Source organism: Acinetobacter junii CIP 64.5 (assembly GCF_000368765.1).
In the GTDB taxonomy this organism is placed as follows: Bacteria; Pseudomonadota; Gammaproteobacteria; order Pseudomonadales; family Moraxellaceae; genus Acinetobacter; species Acinetobacter junii.
This window is the reverse complement of record NZ_KB849653.1, coordinates 66,993-91,577: the sequence shown is the minus strand read 5'-3', so window position 1 is coordinate 91,577 and position 24,585 is coordinate 66,993. Positions and strand designations below refer to the sequence as shown.

The window sequence follows — 24,585 nt, the reverse complement described above, 5'->3', positions numbered from 1 at the left end:
GGACTACCCTAGCAAACCGAGAGTCATTAGTTTCGGAGCAGGAACGACTGGAAGATTAAGCATTTTCTCCACACGTAGTTTCATTTGCTGACTACTACGATCTGGCAAATCCTCTAAAAGCAACATAACTTCTTGCATTGACTTGCGATATTCAGTGGCTTGATTTAAATGCAATGCTTGCTCTGCAAGTAATAATCTTAATTGAGCCTCTTTTAGTAAAATACTTCGTTGAATTAAGTCCGGTGGAGTGCGTTGCACCTTTTCAAATTTGAACCATTGCCACCATGAACGTTCACTGTTTTTCTGCAGTCGAATATCGGGTTTCTGCATTTCTTGCTGAAGCTGCTGATCTAAATACTGCAATAACGTATCAAACTGCTGACGCTGCTGAGTTTGCAGCAATACATATTGTTGAATGTTTTGCTTATCTTGTTCCATCGCTTTGATAAGACCATGCTGCAATGCTGGTGAAACTTGATGTTGAGCCATTTGTTGTTGCAACTGATTCAACTGTTCTAGCGCAAAAATGAATTGTTGCTGATCTACAGCAAACTGCACTAATTGTAGTTTTTGCTTGATTACAACGGCGGGAGCAATACCATCAATCGTTATCGGTGTAGTTACAAGTTTATTATTGTTATTTGAGGTGTTTTTGTCTTGCAGTTGTCGTTGCAAACCCACTAATTGGTCATTTAACAAAGAGTATTGTTGCTGTGATTGAACCAACTGCTGTTGAAGCTGAGGAACTGTTTGAGAATATTGCGCAACATCATAACTGAGTTTCGCCAACCACACCAAACCCAGAACCAATATGAAATAAGCAATTTTTCTCATGATTGTCCTTGCCAGCCTTGAATAGAATGAATAATTTCTAATGGTGCTAATGTTTCTAACTGAATATATTTCAACATAGAATCTACTTGATTTTGCGTTTGACACAATACCTGAGCTAAACGCTCACCAAGTACTAAATAAATACAATCCAACTCTTTACTAATCTGTGCGGTAAGCTTTTGCCAGTTTCTCCAACTTGCTTCACTACTAATCAACACAAAAACTGGTTGTTGTGATACCAATTGAGATACGAGTTTAGGAAATTTAGTCCAACTTAGTTCAGGGCATTGGCGACGATAAAGGATAAAGTTGAGAATATTAACGCCTTTTTGTTGCAAATGTTGCATCATAAATTGACGTCCGCCATGCCCACGCCAAAAGGCGACTGTATTTAAGTCAACACGTTCTCTAAGTATCGGTAGCTGCAACATCCCTTCTGAACTTTCCACATCAGGAACAAGACTATCAATCCCAAAGGTTTTTAGCGCTGCTGCTGTGGCTTGCCCAACCGCGATCCATTGAATATGTTTAAGTTGATCTAAATCAATCCCACTATTCTTGAGATACAGCATACCAATCTCAACAGCAGTTGGACTAACCACAACGATCACTTGCGAAGCCTTGAGTTGATCATACAACTGCATCAAATCTGTTGTAAATGGCTCAGCAACCAACTCAAGTAAGGGCAAGGATTCAACCTGTATCCCCTCTTGAATCAGAGCTTGATTTAATGAATGTGCTCGATCTTCAGGTCGCGTATTAATGAATAACATTTTAATATAAGGCTTTCAGTAACTCGCCTGCACCCTGTGCCAATAGTTTTTCAGCTAAAACCACACCTAATCGCTCACCCTCACCCAATGCTCCTGACAATTGTTCTTTTAATAGCGTCTTTCCATCCACACTACCGACTCGACCTTCGATATGAAGTTGATTCTGAGTAATTGTCGCATAACCAGCGATCGGAACTTGGCATCCACCTTCAAGATAGGCATTAAAAGCACGTTCTGCACGTACACAAATTGAAGTTACTTCATGTTGAAGAGGAGAGATTAATTCCAGTAATTCTTGATCATCTGCGCGACATTCCAAACCCAAAGCACCTTGCCCTACTGCAGGCAAACTCAATGTAGGTACGAGACAATGACGAATTCTCTCTGCCAAACCTAAGCGTTTTAAACCTGCACTCGCTAAAATGATCGCATCATACAGTCCATCATCGAGTTTAGATAAACGTGTTCCGACATTACCGCGTAGATCAATAATTTCTAAATCAGGGCGTTGCTGAAGTATCTGACATTTACGGCGTAGACTTGAGGTCCCTACTTTCGCACCATGCGGTAACTCATCAAAATGAGCATATTGATTCGATACAAAAGCATCTAGAGGATCTTCGCGTTCACAGATCACTGCAAGCGTTAAACCTTCAGGTAAATGCATCGGCACATCTTTCATTGAATGTACAGCTAAATCAGCACGCCCATCCAATAGTGCTGCTTCCAACTCTTTTACAAATAATCCTTTCCCACCAATTTTTGCCAGAGGTGTATCTAAAATCTTATCACCTTGAGTCACAAACTTAACCAATTCAACCATTAAATCAGGATAAAGTTCATTTAAACGAGCACGAATATGCTCAGCTTGCCAAAGTGCAAGAGGACTTTGTCGAGTTGCAATTTTTAGAGTTTTCATAAATCTAAGTTAAGTATTGATCAAAGCAATTGCTCCAAACTTAACTTGATCATTTAAAAATGCAAGTAAAAAAAGCAAAAAGTGATCATAACAAGCTTAGCTTCAACAAATTATAGTTGATGCATACACTCTCTTAGACTTGGTAAATGACGACGACTCACCGACAAGCGCTCCTCAAGTTCACGTAATCGAACTTGGTATTGTCCAGCAGCAACCAGCTCTAAACCTTCTAAATAATCTAGTGAAACAAGCGCATTACGATGGATTCTAATAAAGCGGTCAGCAAACTCATGCTCTAAATCTTTTAATGTTTCGTCTATCAATACACTGCCATTTTTATGGCGCACGGTGACATACTTCTGATCCGCCAAAAAATAATAAATATTTTCTACAGGGATAAGTTCGACCCCACGATAAGTTTTCGCAGCAATTTGGTGACGTTGAGTTTTAGTATCGTACATATGATCTTGTTGTTTTAAACCCGTCATTTGAGCTTGGGTAAGTTGAGTTAAATTATCAAAAACCTGCTGTAAATCTTGTTGGGCTACAGGTTTGAGTAAATATCCTTGGGCTTGAAATTTAAATGCTTCCAATGCATGTTGATCGTATGCCGTACAAAAAATAATAGCAGGACGTGGGTTCAAGTGACTCAATTGCTCAGCGCACTCTAATCCATTCATCCCTGGCATTTGAATATCTAATAAAACAACATCTGGTGAATCATTTTCAATATGATCTAACACATCTTGCCCATGATGTGCTGTCGCAATCACTTCATGCCCCATCTGGGTCACTAAACGTGATAAACGCTCTACTGCGAGAGGTTCATCATCAGCAATCAGAACTTTCATCCTCTCCTCCTTGTCACCGTTAACATCATCCATATTTTTTATGGTTAACTGGACTTATTATTTTACTCGATCGTGGTAACTCACCACAGTCGTATATAACGACACTCCCCCATACACTTGAAACTTCACAGCTGGCCCATAATAAGCCTTCAAGCGCTGTTCAACATTTTCTATTGCAATACCATTCCCTGTTCTGGATTTTATTTTATCGTGAGAATAGGGGTTAGTAATGACTATAGTGACTTGATTTTGCAATATTTCAACCAATACGCTAATCGTTGAAGCTTGTAAAACTTTTTCCACCCCATGAAAAATACTATTCTCTAACAAAGGTTGCAACGTTAATAATGGAATAGTCGCTCGTTTTAACTCAATTGGTGTCGCTTGAATATTCCATTCTACGGTTAATCGGTCACCTAAACGCATTTTCTCAATACTGAGATATTGCTTACACAGATCAATTTCTTCCTCCAAACTTACCAGTTTCAACTCCTGAAAACTGGCCCGAAACAATCGAGAAAGACTGATCAACATATTTTCAGCTTTATCTGGATCTATTGAAATCAAACTCACCACACTATTTAAACTATTAAATAAAAAATGTGGATGAATCCGTGCTTGCATCGCTTGAATACGCGCATTTAACTCACTGTACTGCTGACGCAACCATTGCTCACGCATATATAAATAACGTAAGCAAAAAGCACCCAATAAAATACCATACCCCAAATGCAAACTTACGCCATGAAATAAGACATCTTCGGAAAAACCAGTAGATCGAGCTGCCCAAAACTGAATGATATTCACAGCGCAAGTTGTAAGCAGCACAATGATTTGCAGGACAACAAAACCCAAAGTCAAAGCGACCTTTTGACTTAACTTAGTAAAAAAATCCTGAAAATAATCGACAAATGCGGAAAAAGATAAAATCACCCAATTAATAAAAAAGGTGTATTGTAAAACGCGAATACCTTCCAAAGCATGCCAAGAGCGAGCTTCCGCCAATGCTAAAACCATTGCCAATACATTACTTGCAACAATTAGTTCTAATAAGTGTTGCCATTGACCAATTTTCGTAAAAAAATACGTGCCTGATGAATTCATCTGACGAGATTGCGATAACTTCTTGCGTCGAGTTTCGGCATCTGCGTTTGGATTTGCTATACTCTTTTTTATTTTACTGAGCCGCCATGACCACATCTTCTCAATCCTCATCTTCAGCAAGCCCTAATCAAACCTCTGGTATGTGGGGCGGTCGCTTCTCAGAAGCAACGGATGCATTTGTTGCAGAATTTACAGCATCTGTGCAATTTGACCAACGTTTTTATAAACAAGATATTGCGGGCTCTATAGCTCATGCAACCATGTTAGCGAAAGTTGGTGTACTCACTGAAGCTGAACGTGATGACATTATTCAAGGTTTAAGCACGATTAAAGCAGAAATCGAAGCTGGAAATTTTGAATGGCGTATTGATTTAGAAGATGTCCACATGAACATTGAGTCTCGTCTGACTCAACGTATTGGCATCACAGGTAAAAAACTTCATACAGGTCGCAGTCGTAATGACCAAGTAGCAACAGATATTCGTTTATATCTACGTGATGAAATTGATGACATTTTAGGCTTATTACTTCGCTTACAAAAAGGTTTACTGAGTTTAGCAAGTCAAAATACGCATACCATCATGCCTGGCTTTACTCATTTACAAACTGCTCAACCTGTGACGTTTGGTCATCACTTATTAGCTTGGTTTGAAATGCTTGTTCGTGACACCGAACGTTTACAAGACTGCCGTAAACGTGTCAATCGTATGCCACTCGGCTCAGCAGCCTTAGCTGGTACAACCTACCCGATTGATCGTGCCTATACCGCTGAGTTATTAGGTTTTGAAGCCGTTTCAGAAAACTCTCTGGATGCAGTCTCAGATCGTGATTTTGCGATTGAATTTAATGCCGCGGCATCTTTGATCATGATGCACTTATCGCGTATGTCTGAAGAACTAATTCTATGGACTTCAGCTCAGTTCAAGTTTGTGAATATTCCTGATCGCTTCTGTACTGGTTCTTCAATCATGCCCCAGAAGAAAAACCCAGATGTTCCTGAATTAGTTCGTGGTAAGTCTGGTCGTGTTTTTGGCGACTTAATTAGCTTATTGACCTTAATGAAAGGTCAACCATTGGCATACAACAAAGATAACCAAGAAGACAAAGAGCCATTATTTGATGCAATTGATACTGTTCGCGGCTCACTTATGGCTTTTGCAGACATGGTTCCAGCACTGGTACCAAATATTGAAGTTATGCGTGAAGCAGCTTTACGTGGCTTCTCTACAGCAACTGACCTTGCAGATTACCTTGTTAAAAAAGGGGTTGCTTTCCGTGATGCGCATGAAATTGTTGGTAAAGCAGTTGCTCTTGGCGTAGCAGAAGAAAAAGATTTGTCTGAGCTTTCTCTTGAACAGCTACAACAATTCTCTGATCTGATTGAAGCAGATGTATTTGACAAAGCTTTGACTTTAGAAGCTTCAGTGAATGCACGTGACCATATTGGTGGAACTTCACCTAAACAAGTTGAAGCCGCAATTGTTCGTGCACACACTCGCTTAGAACAGCTATACGCTTAAGGACTGATCATGACTAGACAAGTATTTTGCCGTAAATACCAACAAGAACTTGAAGGTTTAGATTTTGCACCATTCCCTGGTGCAAAGGGTCAAGAATTTTTTGAGACTGTATCTAAACAAGCTTGGCAAGAATGGTTAAAACATCAAACTACATTGATTAACGAAAAACGTTTAAATGTATTTGAACCAGATGCAAAAAAATTCCTCGAGGAACAACGCGAGAAATTTTTCAACAATGACCAAAGCGTAGAAAAAGCCGAAGGCTGGAAGCCTGAACAAGGATAAGCTGAGTAACTCTCTACCCTTATCGAAAAGCTAAGCTCTGCCAAGTTAAGCAAGGGAGCTTAATATTTTTAAAATTTCTTGTATCAAAAGCAATGATTCCATCATTGCTTTTTTTATTTAAAAATTGGCAAGACGACTTTGATTTTTTTAATTACAGGCTATTTTTTACCATAGGTTCAAATTTTGATCTAAAAACACTTATGATTTATCATTTTTATTTACGGGATCTTTACACTAGTAATAAAGGATTACAGAGTATACACAGTTGTCTACATGACAGATTGAACGATTCTATTTAAAGTTACTTATAGAAAGATAGAGATACCCCCAATATCTCAACAATGCATGATATTTCTCTCCCAGACTTTTCCCCCGAAGTCTGGGATTTTTTTATTTACTCTATCTAAATATCTGTGTGACATATTCGTTTCTGCAATCTTATGGAGATAGCAGGAAATACTCCCAAATCACAAATCCTAAACCAAATCCAAGACATGCATATAGAACGATAATAAAGAAAACGAAGCTCGCATTATTTTTCTTCTTTAGGAAACTCATAGCATTCTCGCCTTTAGGTTGAAAATACTATTTTGAAAAAATACTGATTCTAAATATAGCCACAAAGCCTTCAAAAAAAACTATAACAGATCATTTAAAATCACCCCAAAATGATCCAAACAAACCGTTTTTCATAAAAAAAGTGAACTTAATCAAAATCTGCTTCAGATTTACTTTGATTAAATTCACTTTCTGTTAAATCTTTTTTGGTGTACAAAATTACTTTTGATTTACTTTTTGCTCAATTTCTTCAATGCTAGTATGACGAACATCCATACCTTTCGCCATATAGATCACTTGCTCAGAAATATTACGCGCATGATCACCAATTCGCTCTAAAGAACGTAACACCCACATCACATTAATAACACGTGCGATATGACGTGGATCTTCAATCATATATGTCATAAGTGTACGAGTCGCTGATTGATATTCACGATCAATATCGACATCAGCCATAACAACTTTCAAAGCCTGATCCACATCTAAACGCGCAAATGCATCTAATGCATCATGGATCATGACACGAACCTGATTGCCAATATGACGCGTTTCCATGTAACCACGTGGTGACTCACCCTCTTCACAAAGATTTTGGGCAATACGTGCAATTTTTGCAGCTTCATCACCAATTCGCTCAAGGTCGGTATTGGCTTTGCTCATTGCAATTACCATACGCAAATCGATCGCAGCAGGATGACGGCGCGCCAAAATTAAAGTCAAACCTTCATCAATATCTCGCTCATATTGATTCACCGTGTTGTCTTTGAACTGAACGTCAATCGCTAAATTGGCATCTGTGTCTAATAAAGCATGAATTGAGTTAGCAACTTGCTGCTCTACTAATCCACCCATTGTCATAAATTTGGTATGAACATCTTGTAGGTCTTCATTAAATTGTGAAGAAATATGGTGACTTAACACTGGATTACTTGGACACACAGGATGCCTCCACTAGACACATGGAAAAAATGATTGGTGATTAAACCATAACTATGATGAAACTTTTATGACAATAGCATGGATTTGGCAATTAACGAATGGTGTTAATTGATACAACAATAAAGCAAAAATCTGTTAGTCTAAATGCCTAGCTTGACGGAGCGCAGTTAACAAACTGCTGAGATTGTCTTAATTCTCAATTTAAAGACAAGTACCGTTGAACCTGATCAGGTTAGCACCTGCGTAGGAATCAAGCCCAGCAAAAACTTCGCCTTTATTTATCAAAGAGATAAATCCGCCATCGTTTTTGGTCGTGCTTGATTCGTTAATGCCAAACATAAGGATCATGCAATGAACCAATTAACGAATCTTTCCCCTGCTGATATTTCTGCTCAACATGAGCAAGATGCTAAAGATTTAACCCGTATCTTACCTGCCTCTAAAAAAGTCTATGTTGAAGGTTCACGCCCAGACATCCAAGTACCGTTCAGAGAAATCAGTCTCACAGATACTCCTACTGGTTTAGGTGGCGAACATAATCCACCGATCATGGTTTACGATACGTCTGGAGTCTATACAGATCCAAATGTCCAAATTGATTTGAACAAAGGCTTACCTCTTGTTCGCCAATCATGGATTGAAGAACGCAATGATACAGATGTTTTAGAAACCTTGAGTTCTGAGTTTGGACAAGCACGCTTAAAAGATATTCGTACAGCAGATATTCGGTTTGCTCATATCCAAAATCCTCGCCGCGCAAAAGCAGGCAAAAATGTCACGCAAATGCATTATGCGAAGCAAGGTATTATCACGCCAGAAATGGAATATATTGCAATTCGTGAGAATCAACGCCAACGTCATGACGTTGATATGCGCCAACATGCAGGACAAAACTTTGGTGCACAAAATTTAAGAGAAATTACCCCTGAATTTGTACGTCAAGAAATTGCTGCAGGACGTGCGATTATCCCTGCAAATATTAATCACCCTGAATGTGAACCGATGATTATTGGTCGTAATTTTTTAGTGAAGATTAATGCCAATATTGGTAATTCAGCGCTTGGCTCATCTATTGATGAAGAAGTTGCCAAAATGACATGGGCAACACGTTGGGGTGCTGACACCATTATGGATTTATCGACAGGTAAAAATATCCATGAAACACGCGAATGGATCATTCGCAACTCACCTGTTCCAATTGGGACTGTTCCAATTTACCAAGCCTTAGAAAAAGTGGATGGTGTTGCAGAAGACCTCACTTGGGAAATTTTTAAAGACACCTTGATTGAACAAGCTGAACAAGGTGTAGATTATTTCACCATTCATGCTGGTGTCTTACTTCGCTACGTTCCTATGACTGCAAATCGCCTCACAGGCATTGTATCTCGTGGGGGTTCAATTATGGCGCAATGGTGTTTAGCACATCATCAGGAAAACTTCTTGTACACGCATTTCGATGAAATTTGCGAAATCATGAAAGCTTATGATGTCTCATTCAGCTTAGGTGATGGACTACGACCTGGATGTGTTCAAGATGCCAATGACGAAGCGCAATTTAGTGAACTTAAAACACTGGGAGAGTTGACACATCGTGCTTGGGAACATGATGTTCAGGTGATGATTGAGGGTCCTGGTCATGTGCCTATGCATATGATTAAAGAGAATATGGATTTACAACTAGAAGTCTGTAAAGAAGCTCCTTTCTATACTCTTGGACCACTCACGACTGACATCGCACCAGGATATGATCACATTACCTCAGCAATCGGTGCTGCGATGATTGGTTGGTATGGTACAGCGATGCTTTGTTATGTTACACCTAAAGAACATCTAGGCTTACCAAATAAGAAAGATGTAAAAGATGGCATCATTACCTACAAAATTGCAGCGCATGCGGCAGACTTAGCCAAAGGTCATCCAGGTGCGCAAGTCCGTGATAATGCACTTTCTAAAGCACGTTTTGAATTCCGTTGGGACGATCAGTTTAATCTGAGCTTAGACCCTGATACGGCACGTAGCATGCATGATGAAACACTTCCAAAAGAAGCTCATAAATCAGCTCATTTCTGTTCGATGTGTGGACCAAAATTCTGTTCGATGAAAATCACACAGAATGTGCGAGATTATGCGCAAAATCAACACAATGCCAATCAATCAAATGATGAAGATGCAGAAGTTGAAGCAGGTCTCAATGCAATGAAAACCGCTTATCAGGAACATGGTCAAAAACTGTACCACAAAGTGTAAATCGACTAAAAAAAGATTTTCCAACGAACCATTCTCGGTTAGGATGAGATATGTACAATCTCATCCTAATTTATGATGAATATTCTTGAGCACGCCAGCTTTTCAGCATCCGACGTTTCGATAGAATCTCGAGAGAACTTATTTCGAGGGTTCATTCAGGTAGAGAAAGTCACGATAAAACATAGATTATTTAATAAATCTAATTATTCATCATCTATTCATCGTGAATTAATTCACCGTCCCGAAGCGGCTGGTGTTTTATTATATGATAATCAGCAAAGACGTTTTGCTTTGATCGAACAATTTCGAATTGGCGCATTAAACGATACCGTTTCACCTTGGCAATTAGAAGTGATTGCTGGTGTTTTAGATGGGGATGAAACACCTGAAACATGTATTCGCCGTGAAAGCTTAGAAGAAGCGGGTTGTGAAGTTCATGACTTACAACATTTATTTACCTTCTATCCTTCAGCAGGGGCATGTTCAGAAATTTTTCACTTATATGTTGCAAATGTTGAATTACCAACATCAGGTGGCGTGTTTGGAATGCCAGACGAAGGTGAAGACATTCAACTTCATTTGTTTGATTATTCTGATGCACCTCTATTATTAAAAAATGGGCGGTTGAGAAATGCACCTGTCATTATGGCATTGCAGTGGCTTACTCAGCATTTACGACAACAATAAAAATCTGAAGGGGATAAAGCGGTGACTTTTCAAGTCTCAACATTATCACAAAAAGATTTTGTGATGATCCAGATTACGGATACTCATTTACTTGAATATCCACATTTAGAATTTGTCGGAATGCAACCCGAACAAAGTTTTCATGCAGTAATTGACTTGATGCGTCAAACACACCCTGAGATTGACTTGATTGTTCATACAGGTGATTTAGCTCAGAACCCGACGCCACTCACCTATCATCGCTATCTCGAGTATATGCATAGCTTGAGCATTCCCTTTTTTCAAACACCTGGGAATCACGATGATGTCAATCATTTTCCATTCCATGAGCAAGACAAGACTGCTCCAACAGTTGTTGAGCTTGGAAATTGGTATGTCATTTTATTAAATAGCGCTCAGCCGAATCGTATTGACGGCAAAATCGCAGATGCCCAATTGCAGCAACTTCCAAAATTATTGACTCAACTACATGATCGTTATGTCATAATTGCATGTCACCACCATCCCTTTGCAATGCAATCTGCATGGATTGATCAGCATAAATTAAAAAATTCCTCTGATTTACTTGAAACCATTCAGCTCTTTAGCAATGTTAAGGCAATTATTTGTGGACACGTGCATCAAGACTCTATTACATCATGGCAAGGTGTTGAATTCCTTTCGACCCCTTCTACATGTATTCAGTTCAAACCGAAAAGTGAAAAATTTGCACTTGATGAAGAACACCCTGGCTACCGATATATCCGTTTGAAAGCAAATGGCGAGATTGAAACACAAGTACATCGTCTAAGTAATTCTCAACGCTTGAGTAGCTCAGAAGTCTTAGGTTACGACTAAACTTTTGATTACAAATCACATCCTAGATTTATCACTAATTCTAGACAGTAATGACTACCATCTTGCTGAAAAAGTCTATATGATGTCGACCCTTGATGGAAAAAACCATCTTAGGTTTCTATAAAAACACTTGCATATCACCATATTTTTTGCGTATAGATAGTACGTGTAAGATGAGGAATGCCCTATATGGCGAATGACAACCAAAATCAAGTCTTGGACGAACACACAGCAGTGATCGACGAACAAAAATCGACTGTAAAACGTGTACGCAAAACCAAACCTAAAGCTTCTGAAGGCGGTACAACTGCGAGCTTGTTTGGGATTGAACCTTATCAGCCGAAAAAAAATGAAGAATACATGTCTGATGGACAACTTGAGCATTTCCGCCAAATCTTAAATGCATGGAAAGCAGAGTTAATGTCAGAAGTTGATCGTACGCTCAACACAATGCAAGATGAATCAACAGCTTTACCCGATGTAAATGATAGAGCGACTCAGGAAGAAGAGTTTGCGATTGAATTACGTACACGTGATCGTGAGCGTAAGCTGATTCGTAAAATCGAGCAATCATTAGAAGCGATCCAAAGTGGTGATTACGGTTTCTGCGAAACTTGCGGTATCGAAATCGGCTTACGCCGTTTAGAAGCTCGTCCAACAGCTACTCAATGTATCGATTGCAAAACTTTGGCTGAAATCAAAGAAAAGCAAAACAACGGATAACCATCCCGCCTAACCTCCCTTTAGAAAGGGAGGAATATTGCGAATTTTAAAAACCCATTGTTTTTGCATATCTCCCTCCTTGTATTGGAGGGATTAGGTGTAGATTTAATTATTTAGACAACAATAAATCTTTATGTCTTATATCGGACGTTTTGCACCCTCTCCTACTGGCCCTTTACATTTTGGTTCTTTACTGACTGCTGTCGCAAGCTATTGTGATACCAAAGCCAATCATGGTAAGTGGTTAGTACGAATAGAAGATACCGATATTCCTCGCATTTATCCAAATAGCGAAACTCACATTTTATCTTGCATCGATGCCTTTCAATTTGAACCTGATGCCGAGATTATTTTCCAAAAAGATCGTTTAGCTATTTATGAGCAAGTACTCGATCAACTCAAACAGCAACATGCCATATATGCCTGCCAATGCACCCGAAAAATGCTCGGCTCCAATCACATCTATGCTGGCACATGCCGAGATTTAAATCTTGATTTTGCTGAGCAAGCCATTCGTTTAAAAGTCGATGATCTGCTGATTTGTTTTGAAGACAGATTACAAGGTCGACAATGTTCCAACCTAAAAGATGATCTTGGTGACTTCGTTCTAAAACGAAGAGATGGCATCATTAGTTATCAATTAGCAGTTGTGGTTGATGATTATTTACAAGGCATTACGCATGTCGTTCGCGGTGCGGATTTATTAGATAATACCGCTCGACAAATCTGGCTTGGTTCTATATTGAACTATCCAAGTTTGAGTTATATGCATTTACCCCTTGCTATGAATGGTCAAGGTCAGAAATTATCTAAGCAAAATTTGGCACAAGCATTAGACGTATCAAAGGCTTCTGAATTATTACAGCAAGCCATATTGGCACTTGGGCAACCAAATGTTGAATTAAATCAACCTAGAATAATGCTGCAACAAGCTGTACAGCAATGGGATGTAAATTTAATCCCTAAAGGCATTCATTTGACAGGATCTTATTTATAAAATAAAAGAGACCCTAATACATTAGGGTCTCTTTTGTATCAGAAACTAAATCATTTAGAAATTCGATTCTTCTTTGACAGGATTTAGCTCTTGGGTTGAAGCGTCAATTTTCAAAATCAGACTAATCATCGCAGCACACATCATCAATGATGTACCACCATAACTAATAAACGGCAGTGTCAAACCTTTGGTTGGCATCAAGCCCATATTCATGCCCGCATTTACCAAAATCTGTAACAGGAAAATAATGCTGATACCATAAGCTAAATAACCTGCGCGCAGATAATTATGCTGCAATGCACGATGCCCAATACGAATACAACATGCCAGCATGGTAAATGAGAGAATCATGACTGTGGTTACACCGAAGAATCCAAACTCCTCCCCCAAGACTGCTAACATAAAGTCTGTATGTGCTTCAGGAAGATAGGAAAGTTTCTGGACACTATGCCCCAAACCTGTTCCAAACCATTCACCCCGACCAAATGCCATCAAAGCATTTGACAACTGATAACCCACACCTAATGGATCAGCCCAAGGGTTGGTAAATGAAATAAGTCGTTGAAAGCGGAATGGTTCAAATAAAATCAGTGCGGTAATTCCTGCAAGAATCGCCCCTAACATGATCAAGAACTGAGTCGCAGGCGCACCAGCTAAGAAGAACACACCAACCATCATTAAAACTATCACCGCTGTCGCCCCAAGATCAGGCTCAGCAACGATAAAACCGACTGTAAGTGCCATTACTCCGCTTAAGCGTAGCAAGCCTTTCCAGTGCGTTCGAACCTCTTTCGCACGGCGCACCACATAATCTGCCGTAAAAATTGCCATCACAATCTTAGCAATCTCCGTTGGCTGTATTGTGAAACCACCAACTTTAATCCAACGATGTGCGCCATTCACTTCTGACCCGACCACCAAAACGGCGAGCAGCAATATGATCGTAATCAGCCATAATGGAAACGCATTTTTAAACCATAAGTTTAAAGAGACACGATAAGTCAAAAATGCAACCACAGCAGCGACAACAATCGAAATACCATGACGAATCAAAAAATAAAATGGATTCTCATGGATATATTCTGCATACGGCATGGAAGCAGAGGCCACCATCACCGAACCCAAACAGAGTAAAGACACCACACAGAAAATCAGAATGTTACGTGGTGTCATTTCTGCTGGAAGCTTCGGCAATCGATTTAAGATTTGAGAAATCTTCTGCACTGTATTTTGAGCCAAATCCGCCATAACGCTGTTCCTAGTTTTTATTTTCACTCAAGGCATTTACACATGCCACGAACTGATGCCCGCGATCATTATAACTTTTAAACATATCAAAACTTGCACATGCTGGCGACAACAGAACCACATCTTCAGCTTGCGTTACTTTCTGAGCAAGCTCGACCGCGGCTTTTAAGCTAGACGCGTGCTGAATAACAGTTGTTCCTTGTATCGCTTGTTCAATTACAGGCCCATCCTCGCCAATTAGAATGACAGATTTCACATATTTTTGTATTGCATTACGCAAAGGACGGAAATCCTGACCTTTGCCTTGACCGCCTAAAATAAGTGCTAATTTGCCTTTATTGACTTCAATAGCAGCGCCAAGCCCATCAATCGCCGCTAAAGTTGCACCGACATTTGTTCCTTTTGAATCATTGTAATAACGCACACCATCAATCGTTTGAACATATTCACAACGATGTTCCAAGCCTTTGAATGTTTTCAATGTTTCCAACATGCTCGGCAACGGGAATCCAACTGCTTCACCAATGGCCAAACAAGCAAGTGCATTTGCTACATTGTGCATTCCTTGAATATACATCTCAGAGGTTTTTAAGATGCGCTCTCTTCCACGTGCCAACCACATGGTGCCATCTGCATCTCTCAACACACCATATTGATTTAAATCAGGAGCATTCAAACCGAAACTTTGCATTGGTGTTGCATCAGGCACTAAAGGACGGCTTAAATTATCATCACGGTTATAAACGACTTTTTTAACACCTTGGAAAATTCGATGTTTGGCTTTGTGATAACCCAACATATCACCATGACGATCCAAGTGGTCTTCACTCATATTGAGAACAACCGCAACTTCAGCATTCAAATGCGAAGTAGTTTCCAACTGGAAACTCGATAACTCCAAAACGATGAGTTCAGGTTTATCTTTTAATAAATCTAAGGCTGGTCGACCTAAGTTTCCACCAACAGCCACTTTCTTTCCAGCATCCTGAGCCATCAAACCCACGAGTGTTGTCACTGTACTTTTAGCATTTGACCCTGTAATCGCAATAATGGGAGCATCAGTTGCACGGCGTAAAAGCTGAATATCCCCTACAACTGGAATTCCTTTATCAATGGCTTGTTGAATTTCAGGTAATTGTGGTGCTAAGCCAGGACTTAAAATAATCTCTTCGGCCTGAAGTAATAGCTCTGTATCGAGTCGTCCAAAGCTCGTTCTCACCTCAGCAGGAATTTGGTCATGACCTGGTGGAGTTTCTCGAGAGTCTGTTACTGCAACTTGGTAGCCTTGTTCATGCAGAAAGTTTACTGCTGACACACCAGAAATACCCAAGCCAGCAACAACTTTTAATCCACCACGTTGTATTAACATTTTTGCCCCATTTTATCGCAGATCACAGAATGGCAAAAATGTTAGCACTTTGCTGTTTTGAATGCTTTTTCAGTTTTATCTTTATTCGCATTTTTTTGTGTCAGTGCGTAAAAAAGCCATCATTCGATGGCTTTATAAACAAAAAATCTTAACGCCATTTCACGGCTTGAATCTCTTCAGTTTTTTTATTGTCCTTTTCATCGCTTGCACAACCACATCCACCACCACATCCAACAACCATTTTAGGTTTCAATCGTAGTGCTAAGCGTTGCCAACCAAAATGTTGACATACATTCGACAAAGACATGAACATAGCATTTGCGGTTTGAGGAAATACCTTTTTAAAGACAACTATGGCACTCCAACCAACCAAAACCGCAATAATCAGATACTCAAACATATGCAGCTCCTATCTAGCCCCAAATTCGCGAAGCGATTTGGTAAGTAAAGAAAGACATCAAATAAGCCAAACCAAATAAATATGCGGTCATCACAGCCACATGTTTCCAAGAACCTGTTTCTCTACGCACCGTTGCCAAAGTTGCTAAACAATGTGGCGCATAAACAAACCACACCAGCAAAGACAGCCCTGTAGCTAAAGACCAACCTGTTCCATCTGCACTAATTAAATGAGCCAAGCCTTGGGCAACAGCTTCATCATCAGCTCCAGATAAGGCATATACTGTTCCCAGTGCAGCAACAACTACTTCACGTGCTGCCATCGCTGGAATAAGTGCAATACATATCTGCCAGTTGAATCCCACTGGGGCAAAAATAGGCTGCATTAAATGCCCCAACATACCAGCAAAACTATAATCAATCGCAGGTTGAGTGGCACCTTCAGGCGCTTGTGGGAAAGTACATAAAAACCAAAGTAAAATCGAAAGCGCGAAGATAATTCCACCCACGCGTTTTAAGAAGATTTTTCCACGATCCAATAAACCAATGCCGACACTTTTTAAATCGGGGATACGATAGCTTGGCAACTCTAATAAAAGCGCATGTTGTGATTTATCTTTTTGCAAAAATTTCATCACAAATGAAACACATAATGCGCTAACAATACCGGCCATATATAGACCAAACAGCACTAAACCTTGAAGATTAAAGATTCCCCAAACGGTCTGAGCTGGAATAAAAGCTGCAATCAATAAAGCATATACAGGTAAACGAGCTGAACAAGTCATTAATGGCGCGACCATAATCGTCGTGAAACGATCACGGGGATCACTAATACTTCGAGTAGCCATAATACCCGGAACAGCGCAAGCAAAACTTGAAAGCAATGGAATAAACGCGCGACCACTCAAACCTGCTTTAAACATCAATTTATCAAGCAAGAACGCAGCACGAGGTAGATATCCAGATTCTTCCAAGACTAAAATGAAGAAGAACAGGATCAGAATTTGTGGCAAAAACACCACTACGCCACCAGCACCTGCAATAATTCCATCAACCACTAAACTTTGTAAAAGTGGCTGACTGATATGGGTACCTAATGTTTCACCAAGCCATCCAAAGAATGTTTCAATTCCATCCATAAATGGTGCCGCCCAAGCGAATACGGCTTGGAAAACAATGAACATCATCACTGCTAGACTGAGCAAACCCAACACTGGATGCAAGAAGATTTTATCAAGGAAATCTGTACGCTTATCTTCCTGATCTACGAAATTCACGACATCTTTTTTGAAAATGGTTTCAATTTTCTGATGATGCTCACCAGTCAAACCACTCAGCTCGGTCTGCGGAACGGTATATTTCCCTTGATCAAGTGCATGTAATAAATTTTCGATTCCTGAATTACGTACAGCAACCGTCTCAACCACAGGTACACCTAAACGTTGAGATAATTTTTGTGTATTGATTTGAATACCACGACGACGTGCTTCATCCATCATATTCAAAACTACGAGGATCGGACGACCAAGCTCAATAATTTCTAATACGAGACCAAGATGTAGTTTTAAGTTCGTCGCATCTACCACACACAAGAAAGCGTCTTGCTGACCTTCCTCTGCTATTTTACCTTGGCAGACGTCACGGGTAATTGCTTCATCGGGACTAGTTGCTTGTAAACTATAAGTTCCTGGCAAATCTAGAACACGAACATTTTTACCTGATGGCAGCTGAAAATGTCCGACTTTACGTTCAACCGTAACACCCGCATAGTTTGCTACTTTTTGACGAGTACCAGTTAAATGATTGAATAAAGATGTTTTACCGCAGTTTGGATTTCCCACAAGGGCAACACGAAGCGCATCACTCATGTAGGTGCTCCTTCCAGCTGAATTTCAATTTTATCGGCTTCAGATTTGCGCAGAGCAAAACGGGTAAAACCTATTTGGATTAGAATCGGGTCACCACCAAAAACACCTTTGGTAATCACTTGAACTTGTGCGCCAGGCACAAAACCCAAACTCTCAAGACGTATCGCTACCAGATCTGGTTCATCATTATCATTCACTAGGCGATTCACTTGCGTGATTTTCGCTGTTTGTTTGACTTTTAATGCTGACAATCGCACCGTTTCTAACCCATAACTCTTTTGCACGTAGTATACAAGCAAATGAGAATAATTACCAAAAGCAATCTCAGTGGCATTTAGTCTTTTCACAGATCGACAACAAATACTTTTTCTTTTACAGTGCAGTAGATGAAAGGATTTAAGCTGTTATGTTAAATAAAAAACCTCGTATTCCTGCTGCTGTAAAAATCCCTGAACATTTAAGTTTTTTACATGGATTTCGTGATTATTTAGTTGCACAAACAGTAAGCCCGCATACTCGTAATGCTTATTTATCTGATTTAATTCAATGTAGTGACTTGCACGACACAGTGGTACTTACTGAGTGGTCAAGTAATGATATTGCCGATGTACTGATCGCACTGACCAAACATGGCAAAAGCCCACGCTCGATTGCTCGGTGTTTATCAGCTTTACGGCAATTTTTTAAATTTCTCAGAGAACAAAAACTTCGAGATGATAATCCTGTTGCGACACATCAATCCCCAAAGATTGGTCGAGCATTACCCAAAGATTTATCAGAGCATGATGTTGAAGCACTGATAAATGCACCCGATATCAGTACCGCTTTGGGTTTACGTGATCGAGCCATGCTTGAAGTTTTATATGCTTGTGGTCTACGTGTTACAGAACTACTGAATTTACGTTTAGAGTTAATAAATTTAAAACAAGGCTTCTTACGTATTACAGGCAAAGGAAATAAAGAGCGTCTTGTCCCGCTAGGTCAATACGCATGTGAATGGGTCGAGAAATATTTATCAGAATCCCGCCCACAGCTTTATAAAAGTAATACCGATTATTTATTTCTTACCCAACATGGAGGAATCATGAGTCGGCAAAACTTTTGGTACGCGATCAAACGCTATGCTTTACAGGCCAATATATCTGCAGAATTATCACCTCATACCTTGAGACATGCGTTTGCCACACATTTACTCAATCACGGCGCTGATCTGCGTGTAGTACAAATGCTACTCGGTCATAGCGATCTTTCAACCACACAAATTTATACGCATGTCGCTCAACATCGAATGCAAGAGCTGCATAGCAAACATCATCCAAGAGGCTAAACTGACCGTTTATCTATGACCCGTTCAACAAGTTGATTGAGTTCACAAAGCTTAAGCAAGATTTAACGAAGTCAGATGTTTTTTTTGTTATGCTTAGACCCTTAATACAAATGAATACGTAGAAAAAAGGTTCTTTATGGTGTTTACTCGGTCTAAGCTTGCACTTGCTTGTGCATTAGCATCAACTTTATTAGTTAGTGCCTGCTCAAAAGAAAATTCAGCGCAAAAACAAGATGCTCTTACAGCAACAGCGCCTGCTACGGGTGAAGCATCAACCTTAAGTGAACGAAACGCGCAACAACGTTTAGTCTCAACCTTAGAAAAACATCTTAAAACTGCAAATATCAACGCTAAAATTATTGCAGTTAAAAAAACAGAAGTTCCTAATCTATTCTGGGTGAGTCTAGAAGGCATGGGTTCTGTTTATGCCACTAGTGATGGTCAATACATCATCCAAGGCGATGTGATCCGTTTAGGCGACAAACAGCTACAAAATGTTAGCGAAGCTCTGCAAGCTACAGAAAATAAAAAACATTTAGCAGCACTCAAAACTGAAGATTTAATTGTTTACCCAGCGGAAGGCGGTAAAGCTAAGCATGTGATTTATGTCTTTACCGATTCAAGCTGCCCGTACTGTCACAAGCTGCATGAACATTTACCTGAAATTAATGCCAAAGGTATTGAAGTTCGTTATATCGCATGGCCACGTGGTGAGCAGTTTATGCCTACGATGCAAGCAATTTGGTGTAGTGAAGATCGCAAAGCTGCATTTGATCAAGCATCACAAGGTCTTCCTGTTACTGCAGCAGAATGTAAAAACCCTGTACGTGATCAATATCAGTTAGGTTTAAACATGGGCGTTAATGGCACACCAGCAATTTATAACGTTGACGGCGAATATCTTGGTGGATATATGACACCAGAAGAAATCATTAAACGACTCGAAAAATAAATCCTCACAGCAACTCCACAAAGCGACTTGGGCGACAGATTAAAGATGATCTTAGCCCTAGTGTCTGCGCACTTTTTTAGCTATGATCAAGCTTCATTAAAATGATTGAATAAAATGGAGTGTGACGTGAAACCAGTTCGTCTGGCGATACTCGGTCTTGGTACTGTAGGTGGTGGAGCCCTTAAATTATTACAAGAAAATGCTGCTGAAATTAAACGCCGTACTGGTCGAGAAATTCAAATTACACACGTAGGCACCCGCCGTCCACGTCCAGATCTACAACTCGAAGGCATTAAACAAAGCTCAGATCTCATGGAGATCGTGCGTCAACCTGATGTTGATGTAGTCGTTGAAGTCATGGGTGGCATTCATCCTGCTTATGAAGTCATCATGGAAGCCATTAAGCATGGCAAGCAAGTTGTTACAGCAAACAAAGCTTTACTCGCAGAACATGGTAATGAGCTATTCAAAGCAGCAGAAGACAATGCCGTACAAATTGCTTATGAAGCAGCTGTTGCTGGTGGTATCCCAATTATTAAAGTCATCCGTGAAGGTTTAGCAGCTAACCATATTGAATGGCTTGCAGGCATCATCAATGGTACAGGTAACTTCATTCTGACTGAAATGCGTGAAAAAGGTCGTGCATTTGATGATGTTCTCAAAGAAGCTCAAGAGCTTGGCTATGCCGAAGCAGACCCAACATTTGATGTTGAAGGGATTGATGCTGCACACAAACTGACGATTCTGGCATCTTGTGCGTTTGGTATTCCACTTCAATTCGATAAGGTTTATACCGAAGGCATTAGTAAAATCACAGCTCAAGATGTGAAATATGCTGAAGAACTTGGCTTCCGTATCAAACATTTAGGTATTGCGCGTCGTGCTGAAAAAGGTATTGAGTTACGCGTACACCCAACTTTGATTCCTGCTGAAGAATTGATCGCAAACGTGAATGGCGTAAAAAATGCGGTACTTGTTCAAGCAAATGCGGTGGGTCCGACACTGTATTACGGTGCAGGTGCAGGTGCAGGACCAACAGCTTCAGCAGTTGTAGCAGATGTGATTGATATTGTTCGAGATATCTCATACACCGAAGACGGTGCTGGAACAATCCCTCAACTTGCATTCGAAGCGCTTACAAATGTACCAATCCTAAGCCGTGAAGAAATGACAACGGGATATTACATTCGTTTAAATGCAGAAGACCAAACTGGTGTGCTCGCTGATGTCACTAGCATTCTCAGCCGTTCAGGTATTAGTATTGATGCGATCATGCAACAATCTCGCCTTAAAGACCTCATCCCAATCGTGATTTTGACTGATCCAATTGTTGAATCAAAAATGGATGAAGCTCTTGCTCAAATTCAAGCATTACCAGCTATTCGTGGCGAAATCGTAAGAATTCGTTTAGAATCGCTCGATAGTTAATCAGGTTGAGGGAAAATGCCTTCCCTCACCCCGCTCTACCTCATATTGGAACACCATCATGTCGAATGCCAATCGTTATACTGGTCTTGTAGATCGTTATCGTGACCGTTTACCTGTGTCTGCAACTACACGTGCAATTTCTTTAGGCGAAGGAAATACTCCTCTTATTAAACTAGAGAACATTCCACGTATTATTGGCAAAGACGTTGAAATCTATGTGAAGTACGAAGGTCTTAACCCAACAGGTTCATTCAAAGACCGTGGTATGACGATGGCTGTAACCAAAGCGGTTGAAGAAGGCTCGAAGGCAATTATCTGTGCATCAACAGGGAATACTTCAGCTGCAGCAGCGGCATATGCAGCACGTGCAGGAATTAAAGCATTCGTTTTGATTCCTGAAGGCAAAATTGCAATGGGTAAAATGGCTCAAGCAATGATGTACGGTGCAATCACCATGCAAATCCGCGGTAACTTCGATGACGGTATGCGTCTAGTAAAAGAAGTAGCAGATCAAGCGCCTGTGACTATCGTAAACTCAATCAATCCTTACCGTTTGCAAGGTCAAAAAACCATTGCGTACGAAATTGTTGAAGCTCTAGGGCGTGCACCTGACTACCACTGTTTACCAGTAGGTAACGCAGGGAATATCACTGCACACTGGATGGGGTATACAGAAGCAGTAGCAAATCAACCTGCTGATCAGTTCGAACAAGTCATCTATGATGCAGCAACAGATCAATTCACTGGTCCTAAACCTGAAGGCTTACCAACGATGGTTGGTTATCAAGCTTCTGGTGCAGCGCCATTCTTACGTGGTGCTCCAGTGGAAAGTCCTGAAACCGTTGCAACGGCTATTCGTATTGGTAATCCACAAAGCTGGAATCATGCAAAAGCAGTTGTACGTGATTCGAAAGGTTGGTTCGATGAACTTCAAGATAGCGAAATTCTTGAAGCTCAACGCTTACTTTCTATGTATGAAGGTGTTTTCGTAGAGCCAGCTTCTGCTGCTTCTATCGGTGGTGCTATTCGTGACATCAAAGCAGGTAAAATTGCTGAAGGTTCTGTGATCGTATGTACTGTGACAGGTAACGGTTTGAAAGATCCAGATACAGCAATCAAACAATGTGCGGATGCTGTGATGTTATCCATCGATGCAACGATGGATCAAGTTAAAGATTCTATTCTTTCAAATATGTAAGAATAAATTTTTAGTAATAAAAAACCAGTTGCTTGCAACTGGTTTTTTATTAACTAGAACATGATTTTATTCTTCATATTCATAATCTTCATCGTAGCTGTATTGTTTCGCTAAGTCTTTTTCAATTTTTTGAATTTCTTCTAAATTAATTTCTTTAATTTCAAACAAAGGCTGCTTCAATAGCGAATTCACAGCATACAATGCTTCATCTTGCCAGGCATCAATGACAAGGGTTTGTTTTGCTTCATCATAACTTAAACCAGATTGTGTACTAATCATTGCTTGCAATAAAATCGGTTGAGCTGAAAGCTCATCTAAGCTACCTTTTAGCTCAATTGATGAATAATCATAATCAGCAAAAATATGCTCAACTTTAGATTTAAAAGCATCTAAATTTTCTGAATATATTAAACCCGCAAAGCATTCATCATGCTCCTCAACCCATTGTTGTTTTTTTACAGACCATAAACCATAAAATTTGACTTGATTTTCGAATTCAACCAATTGGAATTTTTGCATTCCAGCAAGCTGAATAAATTCAAAGGTATCATCGTCACTTAAACTTGCAGGTAATACATCGTGAGAAACATCCCCTTCTTCGCAAATATGTTCACCACAACGCGAATATACGAAATCATCTAATTGTTGCAATAATGCTTCATCAGCATCAAAAAGAGATTCAACTTCATATAATGCAAAATCACGTGCTCCATCTATCTCAAGTTTTTTATAAGCTAATTCAGCCTGTTGCTTATTATCAAAAACATTCGCAATACGATTGCCAGCTACGTAGAAAACTTCATCGTTATAACCAAAATACTTGGCACGAATCACATATGTGCTCATTTTATTCCCCTAAAAATATATCGTTAAGTCGTTTGTTTTATTTGATGTAATGCTTGCGCACTCAGAGGAATTGCCATCCCATTGTCCATCCACAATTCAAAATGCATCGCATTAAAAAAATCAGCAGGGCTATAACGAATATTTCCCAAACTAGGCAGTGATCCCAATCGAGGTAAGATATCAAAAATAAACCAGCTATTATGTGTCAGTAATAAAGAATGTAATTTACCCGTCAATGCTAATGGCGATAACATCATTTGCGAAATTGTTTTATCCTTTACATAGTTAAGATGTAATTGTTCTAAATGTTGTTCAAAGTTTTGGGGTAATTGCTTTACATCTATCGCATTTACAAAATCATGTAAGGTCGGAATAAAACGCTGTTGATAGTCCACTAACAAATGATCACGCTCACACAAATCTTTAACATCAACAGATTTGCCTGTACTCGTCACTAGACTATGCCCAAAGATAGGCACTACAACTGAGTTTATTCCCCATAAAGTATGCAAAACTCGGTGTCGTGCATCACTGCATAAGCTTTTGGTACTATCTATAAAAGCATGAATTTCATAGTAGTCTTCAGGCTCCCCACCCCAACGTTTTGCGGAAATCCGAGCATGTTGCATCGCATTCATGATTGAATGTCATCATTTATTGTAATGAATAA

General features: G+C 39.8%; 25 protein-coding genes and 1 riboswitch. Of the genes, 11 read left to right on the top strand and 14 right to left on the bottom strand.

Going from position 1 to position 24,585, the window contains the following annotated elements:
* Positions 1 to 3 precede the first annotated feature (3 nt).
* The 5 genes from F948_RS00430 to F948_RS00410 all read right to left on the bottom strand — a co-directional run bounded on the left by F948_RS00430 (position 4) and on the right by F948_RS00410 (position 4,577).
* Positions 4 to 834 carry a hypothetical protein gene (locus tag F948_RS00430; RefSeq protein ID WP_004958538.1) on the bottom strand — a complete coding sequence of 277 codons (831 nt, stop codon included), beginning with the start codon at positions 832 to 834 and terminating at the stop codon, positions 4 to 6.
* Positions 831 to 1,607, bottom strand: a complete 777-nt coding sequence (locus tag F948_RS00425; RefSeq protein ID WP_004958535.1) for a uroporphyrinogen-III synthase — start codon at positions 1,605 to 1,607, stop codon at positions 831 to 833. The genes F948_RS00430 and F948_RS00425 overlap by 4 nt, the downstream gene beginning before the upstream one ends.
* 1 nt (position 1,608) lies before the next feature.
* Positions 1,609 to 2,526 carry a hydroxymethylbilane synthase gene (gene hemC / locus F948_RS00420; protein WP_004958533.1) on the bottom strand — a complete coding sequence of 306 codons (918 nt, stop codon included), beginning with the start codon at positions 2,524 to 2,526 and terminating at the stop codon, positions 1,609 to 1,611.
* A gap of 110 nt (positions 2,527 to 2,636) precedes the next feature.
* On the bottom strand, positions 2,637 to 3,377 hold the full coding sequence (locus tag F948_RS00415) for a LytR/AlgR family response regulator transcription factor (protein ID WP_004916982.1): 741 nt from the start codon (positions 3,375 to 3,377) through the stop codon (positions 2,637 to 2,639).
* A 57-nt stretch (positions 3,378 to 3,434) separates the two neighbouring features.
* The gene (locus F948_RS00410) at positions 3,435 to 4,577 is read right to left on the bottom strand and encodes a sensor histidine kinase (protein WP_005403540.1); all 1,143 of its coding nucleotides are present in this window, start codon (positions 4,575 to 4,577) and stop codon (positions 3,435 to 3,437) included.
* Here F948_RS00410 and argH point away from each other — a divergent pair.
* Positions 4,568 to 6,001 carry an argininosuccinate lyase gene (argH, locus tag F948_RS00405; protein WP_004957372.1) on the top strand — a complete coding sequence of 478 codons (1,434 nt, stop codon included), beginning with the start codon at positions 4,568 to 4,570 and terminating at the stop codon, positions 5,999 to 6,001. The two genes, F948_RS00410 and argH, sit on opposite strands and share 10 nt — an antisense overlap.
* A gap of 9 nt (positions 6,002 to 6,010) precedes the next feature.
* Positions 6,011 to 6,286 (top strand): oxidative damage protection protein, encoded by a 276-nt coding sequence (locus tag F948_RS00400; protein WP_004916986.1) that lies wholly within the window; start codon positions 6,011 to 6,013, stop codon positions 6,284 to 6,286.
* 438 nt (positions 6,287 to 6,724) lie between these two features.
* Here the strand turns inward: F948_RS00400 and F948_RS16285 are convergent, their stop codons facing one another.
* Both F948_RS16285 and phoU read right to left on the bottom strand, forming a co-directional pair.
* Complete coding sequence (locus F948_RS16285) at positions 6,725 to 6,844, bottom strand: hypothetical protein (RefSeq protein WP_004916987.1); 120 nt, start codon at positions 6,842 to 6,844, stop codon at positions 6,725 to 6,727.
* A gap of 219 nt (positions 6,845 to 7,063) precedes the next feature.
* A complete protein-coding gene (gene phoU, locus F948_RS00395) occupies positions 7,064 to 7,786 on the bottom strand; it encodes a phosphate signaling complex protein PhoU (RefSeq protein WP_004916988.1) in 723 nt (240 codons plus the stop codon).
* A 147-nt stretch (positions 7,787 to 7,933) separates the two neighbouring features.
* Positions 7,934 to 8,053, top strand: a riboswitch (TPP riboswitch).
* Positions 8,054 to 8,137: 84 nt separating this feature from the next.
* On the opposite strand from phoU, the gene thiC reads away from it, so the two are divergent.
* The 5 genes from thiC to gluQRS all read left to right on the top strand — a co-directional run bounded on the left by thiC (position 8,138) and on the right by gluQRS (position 13,277).
* Positions 8,138 to 10,033 carry a phosphomethylpyrimidine synthase ThiC gene (gene thiC, locus F948_RS00390; protein WP_004916989.1) on the top strand — a complete coding sequence of 632 codons (1,896 nt, stop codon included), beginning with the start codon at positions 8,138 to 8,140 and terminating at the stop codon, positions 10,031 to 10,033.
* Between the two features lie 75 nt (positions 10,034 to 10,108).
* Positions 10,109 to 10,720 carry an NUDIX domain-containing protein gene (locus tag F948_RS00385; RefSeq protein ID WP_005403538.1) on the top strand — a complete coding sequence of 204 codons (612 nt, stop codon included), beginning with the start codon at positions 10,109 to 10,111 and terminating at the stop codon, positions 10,718 to 10,720.
* Positions 10,721 to 10,741: 21 nt separating this feature from the next.
* Entirely contained in the window at positions 10,742 to 11,557 is an 816-nt protein-coding gene (gene cpdA, locus F948_RS00380; protein WP_004958529.1) for a 3',5'-cyclic-AMP phosphodiesterase, read from the top strand.
* A gap of 189 nt (positions 11,558 to 11,746) precedes the next feature.
* Positions 11,747 to 12,280, top strand: a complete 534-nt coding sequence (gene dksA / locus F948_RS00375; RefSeq protein WP_004916993.1) for an RNA polymerase-binding protein DksA — start codon at positions 11,747 to 11,749, stop codon at positions 12,278 to 12,280.
* A gap of 133 nt (positions 12,281 to 12,413) precedes the next feature.
* Positions 12,414 to 13,277, top strand: a complete 864-nt coding sequence (gene gluQRS / locus F948_RS00370; RefSeq protein ID WP_004958525.1) for a tRNA glutamyl-Q(34) synthetase GluQRS — start codon at positions 12,414 to 12,416, stop codon at positions 13,275 to 13,277.
* Positions 13,278 to 13,331: 54 nt separating this feature from the next.
* Here the strand turns inward: gluQRS and ftsW are convergent, their stop codons facing one another.
* The 5 genes from ftsW to F948_RS00345 all read right to left on the bottom strand — a co-directional run bounded on the left by ftsW (position 13,332) and on the right by F948_RS00345 (position 18,421).
* Positions 13,332 to 14,525, bottom strand: coding sequence for a putative lipid II flippase FtsW (gene ftsW, locus F948_RS00365; RefSeq protein ID WP_004916997.1), 1,194 nt, complete (start codon positions 14,523 to 14,525; stop codon positions 13,332 to 13,334).
* Positions 14,526 to 14,535: 10 nt separating this feature from the next.
* Complete coding sequence (murD, locus tag F948_RS00360; RefSeq protein WP_004958522.1) at positions 14,536 to 15,894, bottom strand: UDP-N-acetylmuramoyl-L-alanine--D-glutamate ligase; 1,359 nt, start codon at positions 15,892 to 15,894, stop codon at positions 14,536 to 14,538.
* 148 nt (positions 15,895 to 16,042) lie between these two features.
* Positions 16,043 to 16,294, bottom strand: a complete 252-nt coding sequence (locus tag F948_RS00355) for a DUF6587 family protein (RefSeq protein WP_004958521.1) — start codon at positions 16,292 to 16,294, stop codon at positions 16,043 to 16,045.
* Between the two features lie 13 nt (positions 16,295 to 16,307).
* Positions 16,308 to 18,164, bottom strand: coding sequence for a ferrous iron transporter B (gene feoB, locus F948_RS00350; protein ID WP_004958518.1), 1,857 nt, complete (start codon positions 18,162 to 18,164; stop codon positions 16,308 to 16,310).
* Entirely contained in the window at positions 18,161 to 18,421 is a 261-nt protein-coding gene (locus F948_RS00345) for a FeoA family protein (protein ID WP_020899909.1), read from the bottom strand. Before F948_RS00345 ends, feoB begins: the two co-directional genes overlap by 4 nt.
* 149 nt (positions 18,422 to 18,570) lie before the next feature.
* Between F948_RS00345 and xerD the strand changes: the two genes are divergently transcribed.
* The 4 genes from xerD to thrC all read left to right on the top strand — a co-directional run bounded on the left by xerD (position 18,571) and on the right by thrC (position 23,069).
* Complete coding sequence (gene xerD / locus F948_RS00340) at positions 18,571 to 19,491, top strand: site-specific tyrosine recombinase XerD (protein ID WP_004958513.1); 921 nt, start codon at positions 18,571 to 18,573, stop codon at positions 19,489 to 19,491.
* Positions 19,492 to 19,627: 136 nt separating this feature from the next.
* A complete protein-coding gene (locus F948_RS00335) occupies positions 19,628 to 20,443 on the top strand; it encodes a DsbC family protein (RefSeq protein ID WP_004957350.1) in 816 nt (271 codons plus the stop codon).
* A 126-nt stretch (positions 20,444 to 20,569) separates the two neighbouring features.
* Complete coding sequence (locus F948_RS00330; protein WP_004917010.1) at positions 20,570 to 21,871, top strand: homoserine dehydrogenase; 1,302 nt, start codon at positions 20,570 to 20,572, stop codon at positions 21,869 to 21,871.
* A gap of 58 nt (positions 21,872 to 21,929) precedes the next feature.
* Positions 21,930 to 23,069: a threonine synthase gene (thrC, locus tag F948_RS00325; RefSeq protein WP_002048893.1), complete on the top strand. Its 1,140-nt coding sequence runs from the start codon at positions 21,930 to 21,932 to the stop codon at positions 23,067 to 23,069.
* Between the two features lie 66 nt (positions 23,070 to 23,135).
* On the opposite strand, the gene F948_RS00320 is transcribed toward thrC, so the two are convergent.
* Both F948_RS00320 and F948_RS00315 read right to left on the bottom strand, forming a co-directional pair.
* Entirely contained in the window at positions 23,136 to 23,915 is a 780-nt protein-coding gene (locus F948_RS00320) for a hypothetical protein (RefSeq protein WP_004958508.1), read from the bottom strand.
* Between the two features lie 23 nt (positions 23,916 to 23,938).
* Positions 23,939 to 24,553: a DUF6915 family protein gene (locus F948_RS00315; protein WP_004958507.1), complete on the bottom strand. Its 615-nt coding sequence runs from the start codon at positions 24,551 to 24,553 to the stop codon at positions 23,939 to 23,941.
* Positions 24,554 to 24,585: the final 32 nt, after the last annotated feature.

Excerpts from the sequence above, each read along its gene's own strand:
- F948_RS00385 (WP_005403538.1), top strand. The coding sequence starts at position 10,109 with ATGAATATTCTTGAGCACGCCAGCTTTTCAGCATCCGACGTTTCGATA.
- F948_RS00425 (WP_004958535.1), bottom strand. The coding sequence starts at position 1,607 with ATGTTATTCATTAATACGCGACCTGAAGATCGAGCACATTCATTAAAT.
- murD (WP_004958522.1), bottom strand. The coding sequence starts at position 15,894 with ATGTTAATACAACGTGGTGGATTAAAAGTTGTTGCTGGCTTGGGTATT.
- F948_RS00355 (WP_004958521.1), bottom strand. The coding sequence starts at position 16,294 with ATGTTTGAGTATCTGATTATTGCGGTTTTGGTTGGTTGGAGTGCCATA.
- thiC (WP_004916989.1), top strand. The coding sequence starts at position 8,138 with ATGAACCAATTAACGAATCTTTCCCCTGCTGATATTTCTGCTCAACAT.
- hemC (WP_004958533.1), bottom strand. The coding sequence starts at position 2,526 with ATGAAAACTCTAAAAATTGCAACTCGACAAAGTCCTCTTGCACTTTGG.
- dksA (WP_004916993.1), top strand. The coding sequence starts at position 11,747 with ATGGCGAATGACAACCAAAATCAAGTCTTGGACGAACACACAGCAGTG.
- F948_RS16285 (WP_004916987.1), bottom strand. The coding sequence starts at position 6,844 with ATGAGTTTCCTAAAGAAGAAAAATAATGCGAGCTTCGTTTTCTTTATT.
- F948_RS00315 (WP_004958507.1), bottom strand. The coding sequence starts at position 24,553 with ATGAATGCGATGCAACATGCTCGGATTTCCGCAAAACGTTGGGGTGGG.
- F948_RS00335 (WP_004957350.1), top strand. The coding sequence starts at position 19,628 with ATGGTGTTTACTCGGTCTAAGCTTGCACTTGCTTGTGCATTAGCATCA.
- feoB (WP_004958518.1), bottom strand. The coding sequence starts at position 18,164 with ATGAGTGATGCGCTTCGTGTTGCCCTTGTGGGAAATCCAAACTGCGGT.
- xerD (WP_004958513.1), top strand. The coding sequence starts at position 18,571 with ATGTTAAATAAAAAACCTCGTATTCCTGCTGCTGTAAAAATCCCTGAA.
- F948_RS00320 (WP_004958508.1), bottom strand. The coding sequence starts at position 23,915 with ATGAGCACATATGTGATTCGTGCCAAGTATTTTGGTTATAACGATGAA.
- F948_RS00410 (WP_005403540.1), bottom strand. The coding sequence starts at position 4,577 with ATGTGGTCATGGCGGCTCAGTAAAATAAAAAAGAGTATAGCAAATCCA.
- F948_RS00430 (WP_004958538.1), bottom strand. The coding sequence starts at position 834 with ATGAGAAAAATTGCTTATTTCATATTGGTTCTGGGTTTGGTGTGGTTG.
- gluQRS (WP_004958525.1), top strand. The coding sequence starts at position 12,414 with ATGTCTTATATCGGACGTTTTGCACCCTCTCCTACTGGCCCTTTACAT.
- F948_RS00400 (WP_004916986.1), top strand. The coding sequence starts at position 6,011 with ATGACTAGACAAGTATTTTGCCGTAAATACCAACAAGAACTTGAAGGT.
- F948_RS00415 (WP_004916982.1), bottom strand. The coding sequence starts at position 3,377 with ATGAAAGTTCTGATTGCTGATGATGAACCTCTCGCAGTAGAGCGTTTA.
- ftsW (WP_004916997.1), bottom strand. The coding sequence starts at position 14,525 with ATGGCGGATTTGGCTCAAAATACAGTGCAGAAGATTTCTCAAATCTTA.
- argH (WP_004957372.1), top strand. The coding sequence starts at position 4,568 with ATGACCACATCTTCTCAATCCTCATCTTCAGCAAGCCCTAATCAAACC.
- thrC (WP_002048893.1), top strand. The coding sequence starts at position 21,930 with ATGTCGAATGCCAATCGTTATACTGGTCTTGTAGATCGTTATCGTGAC.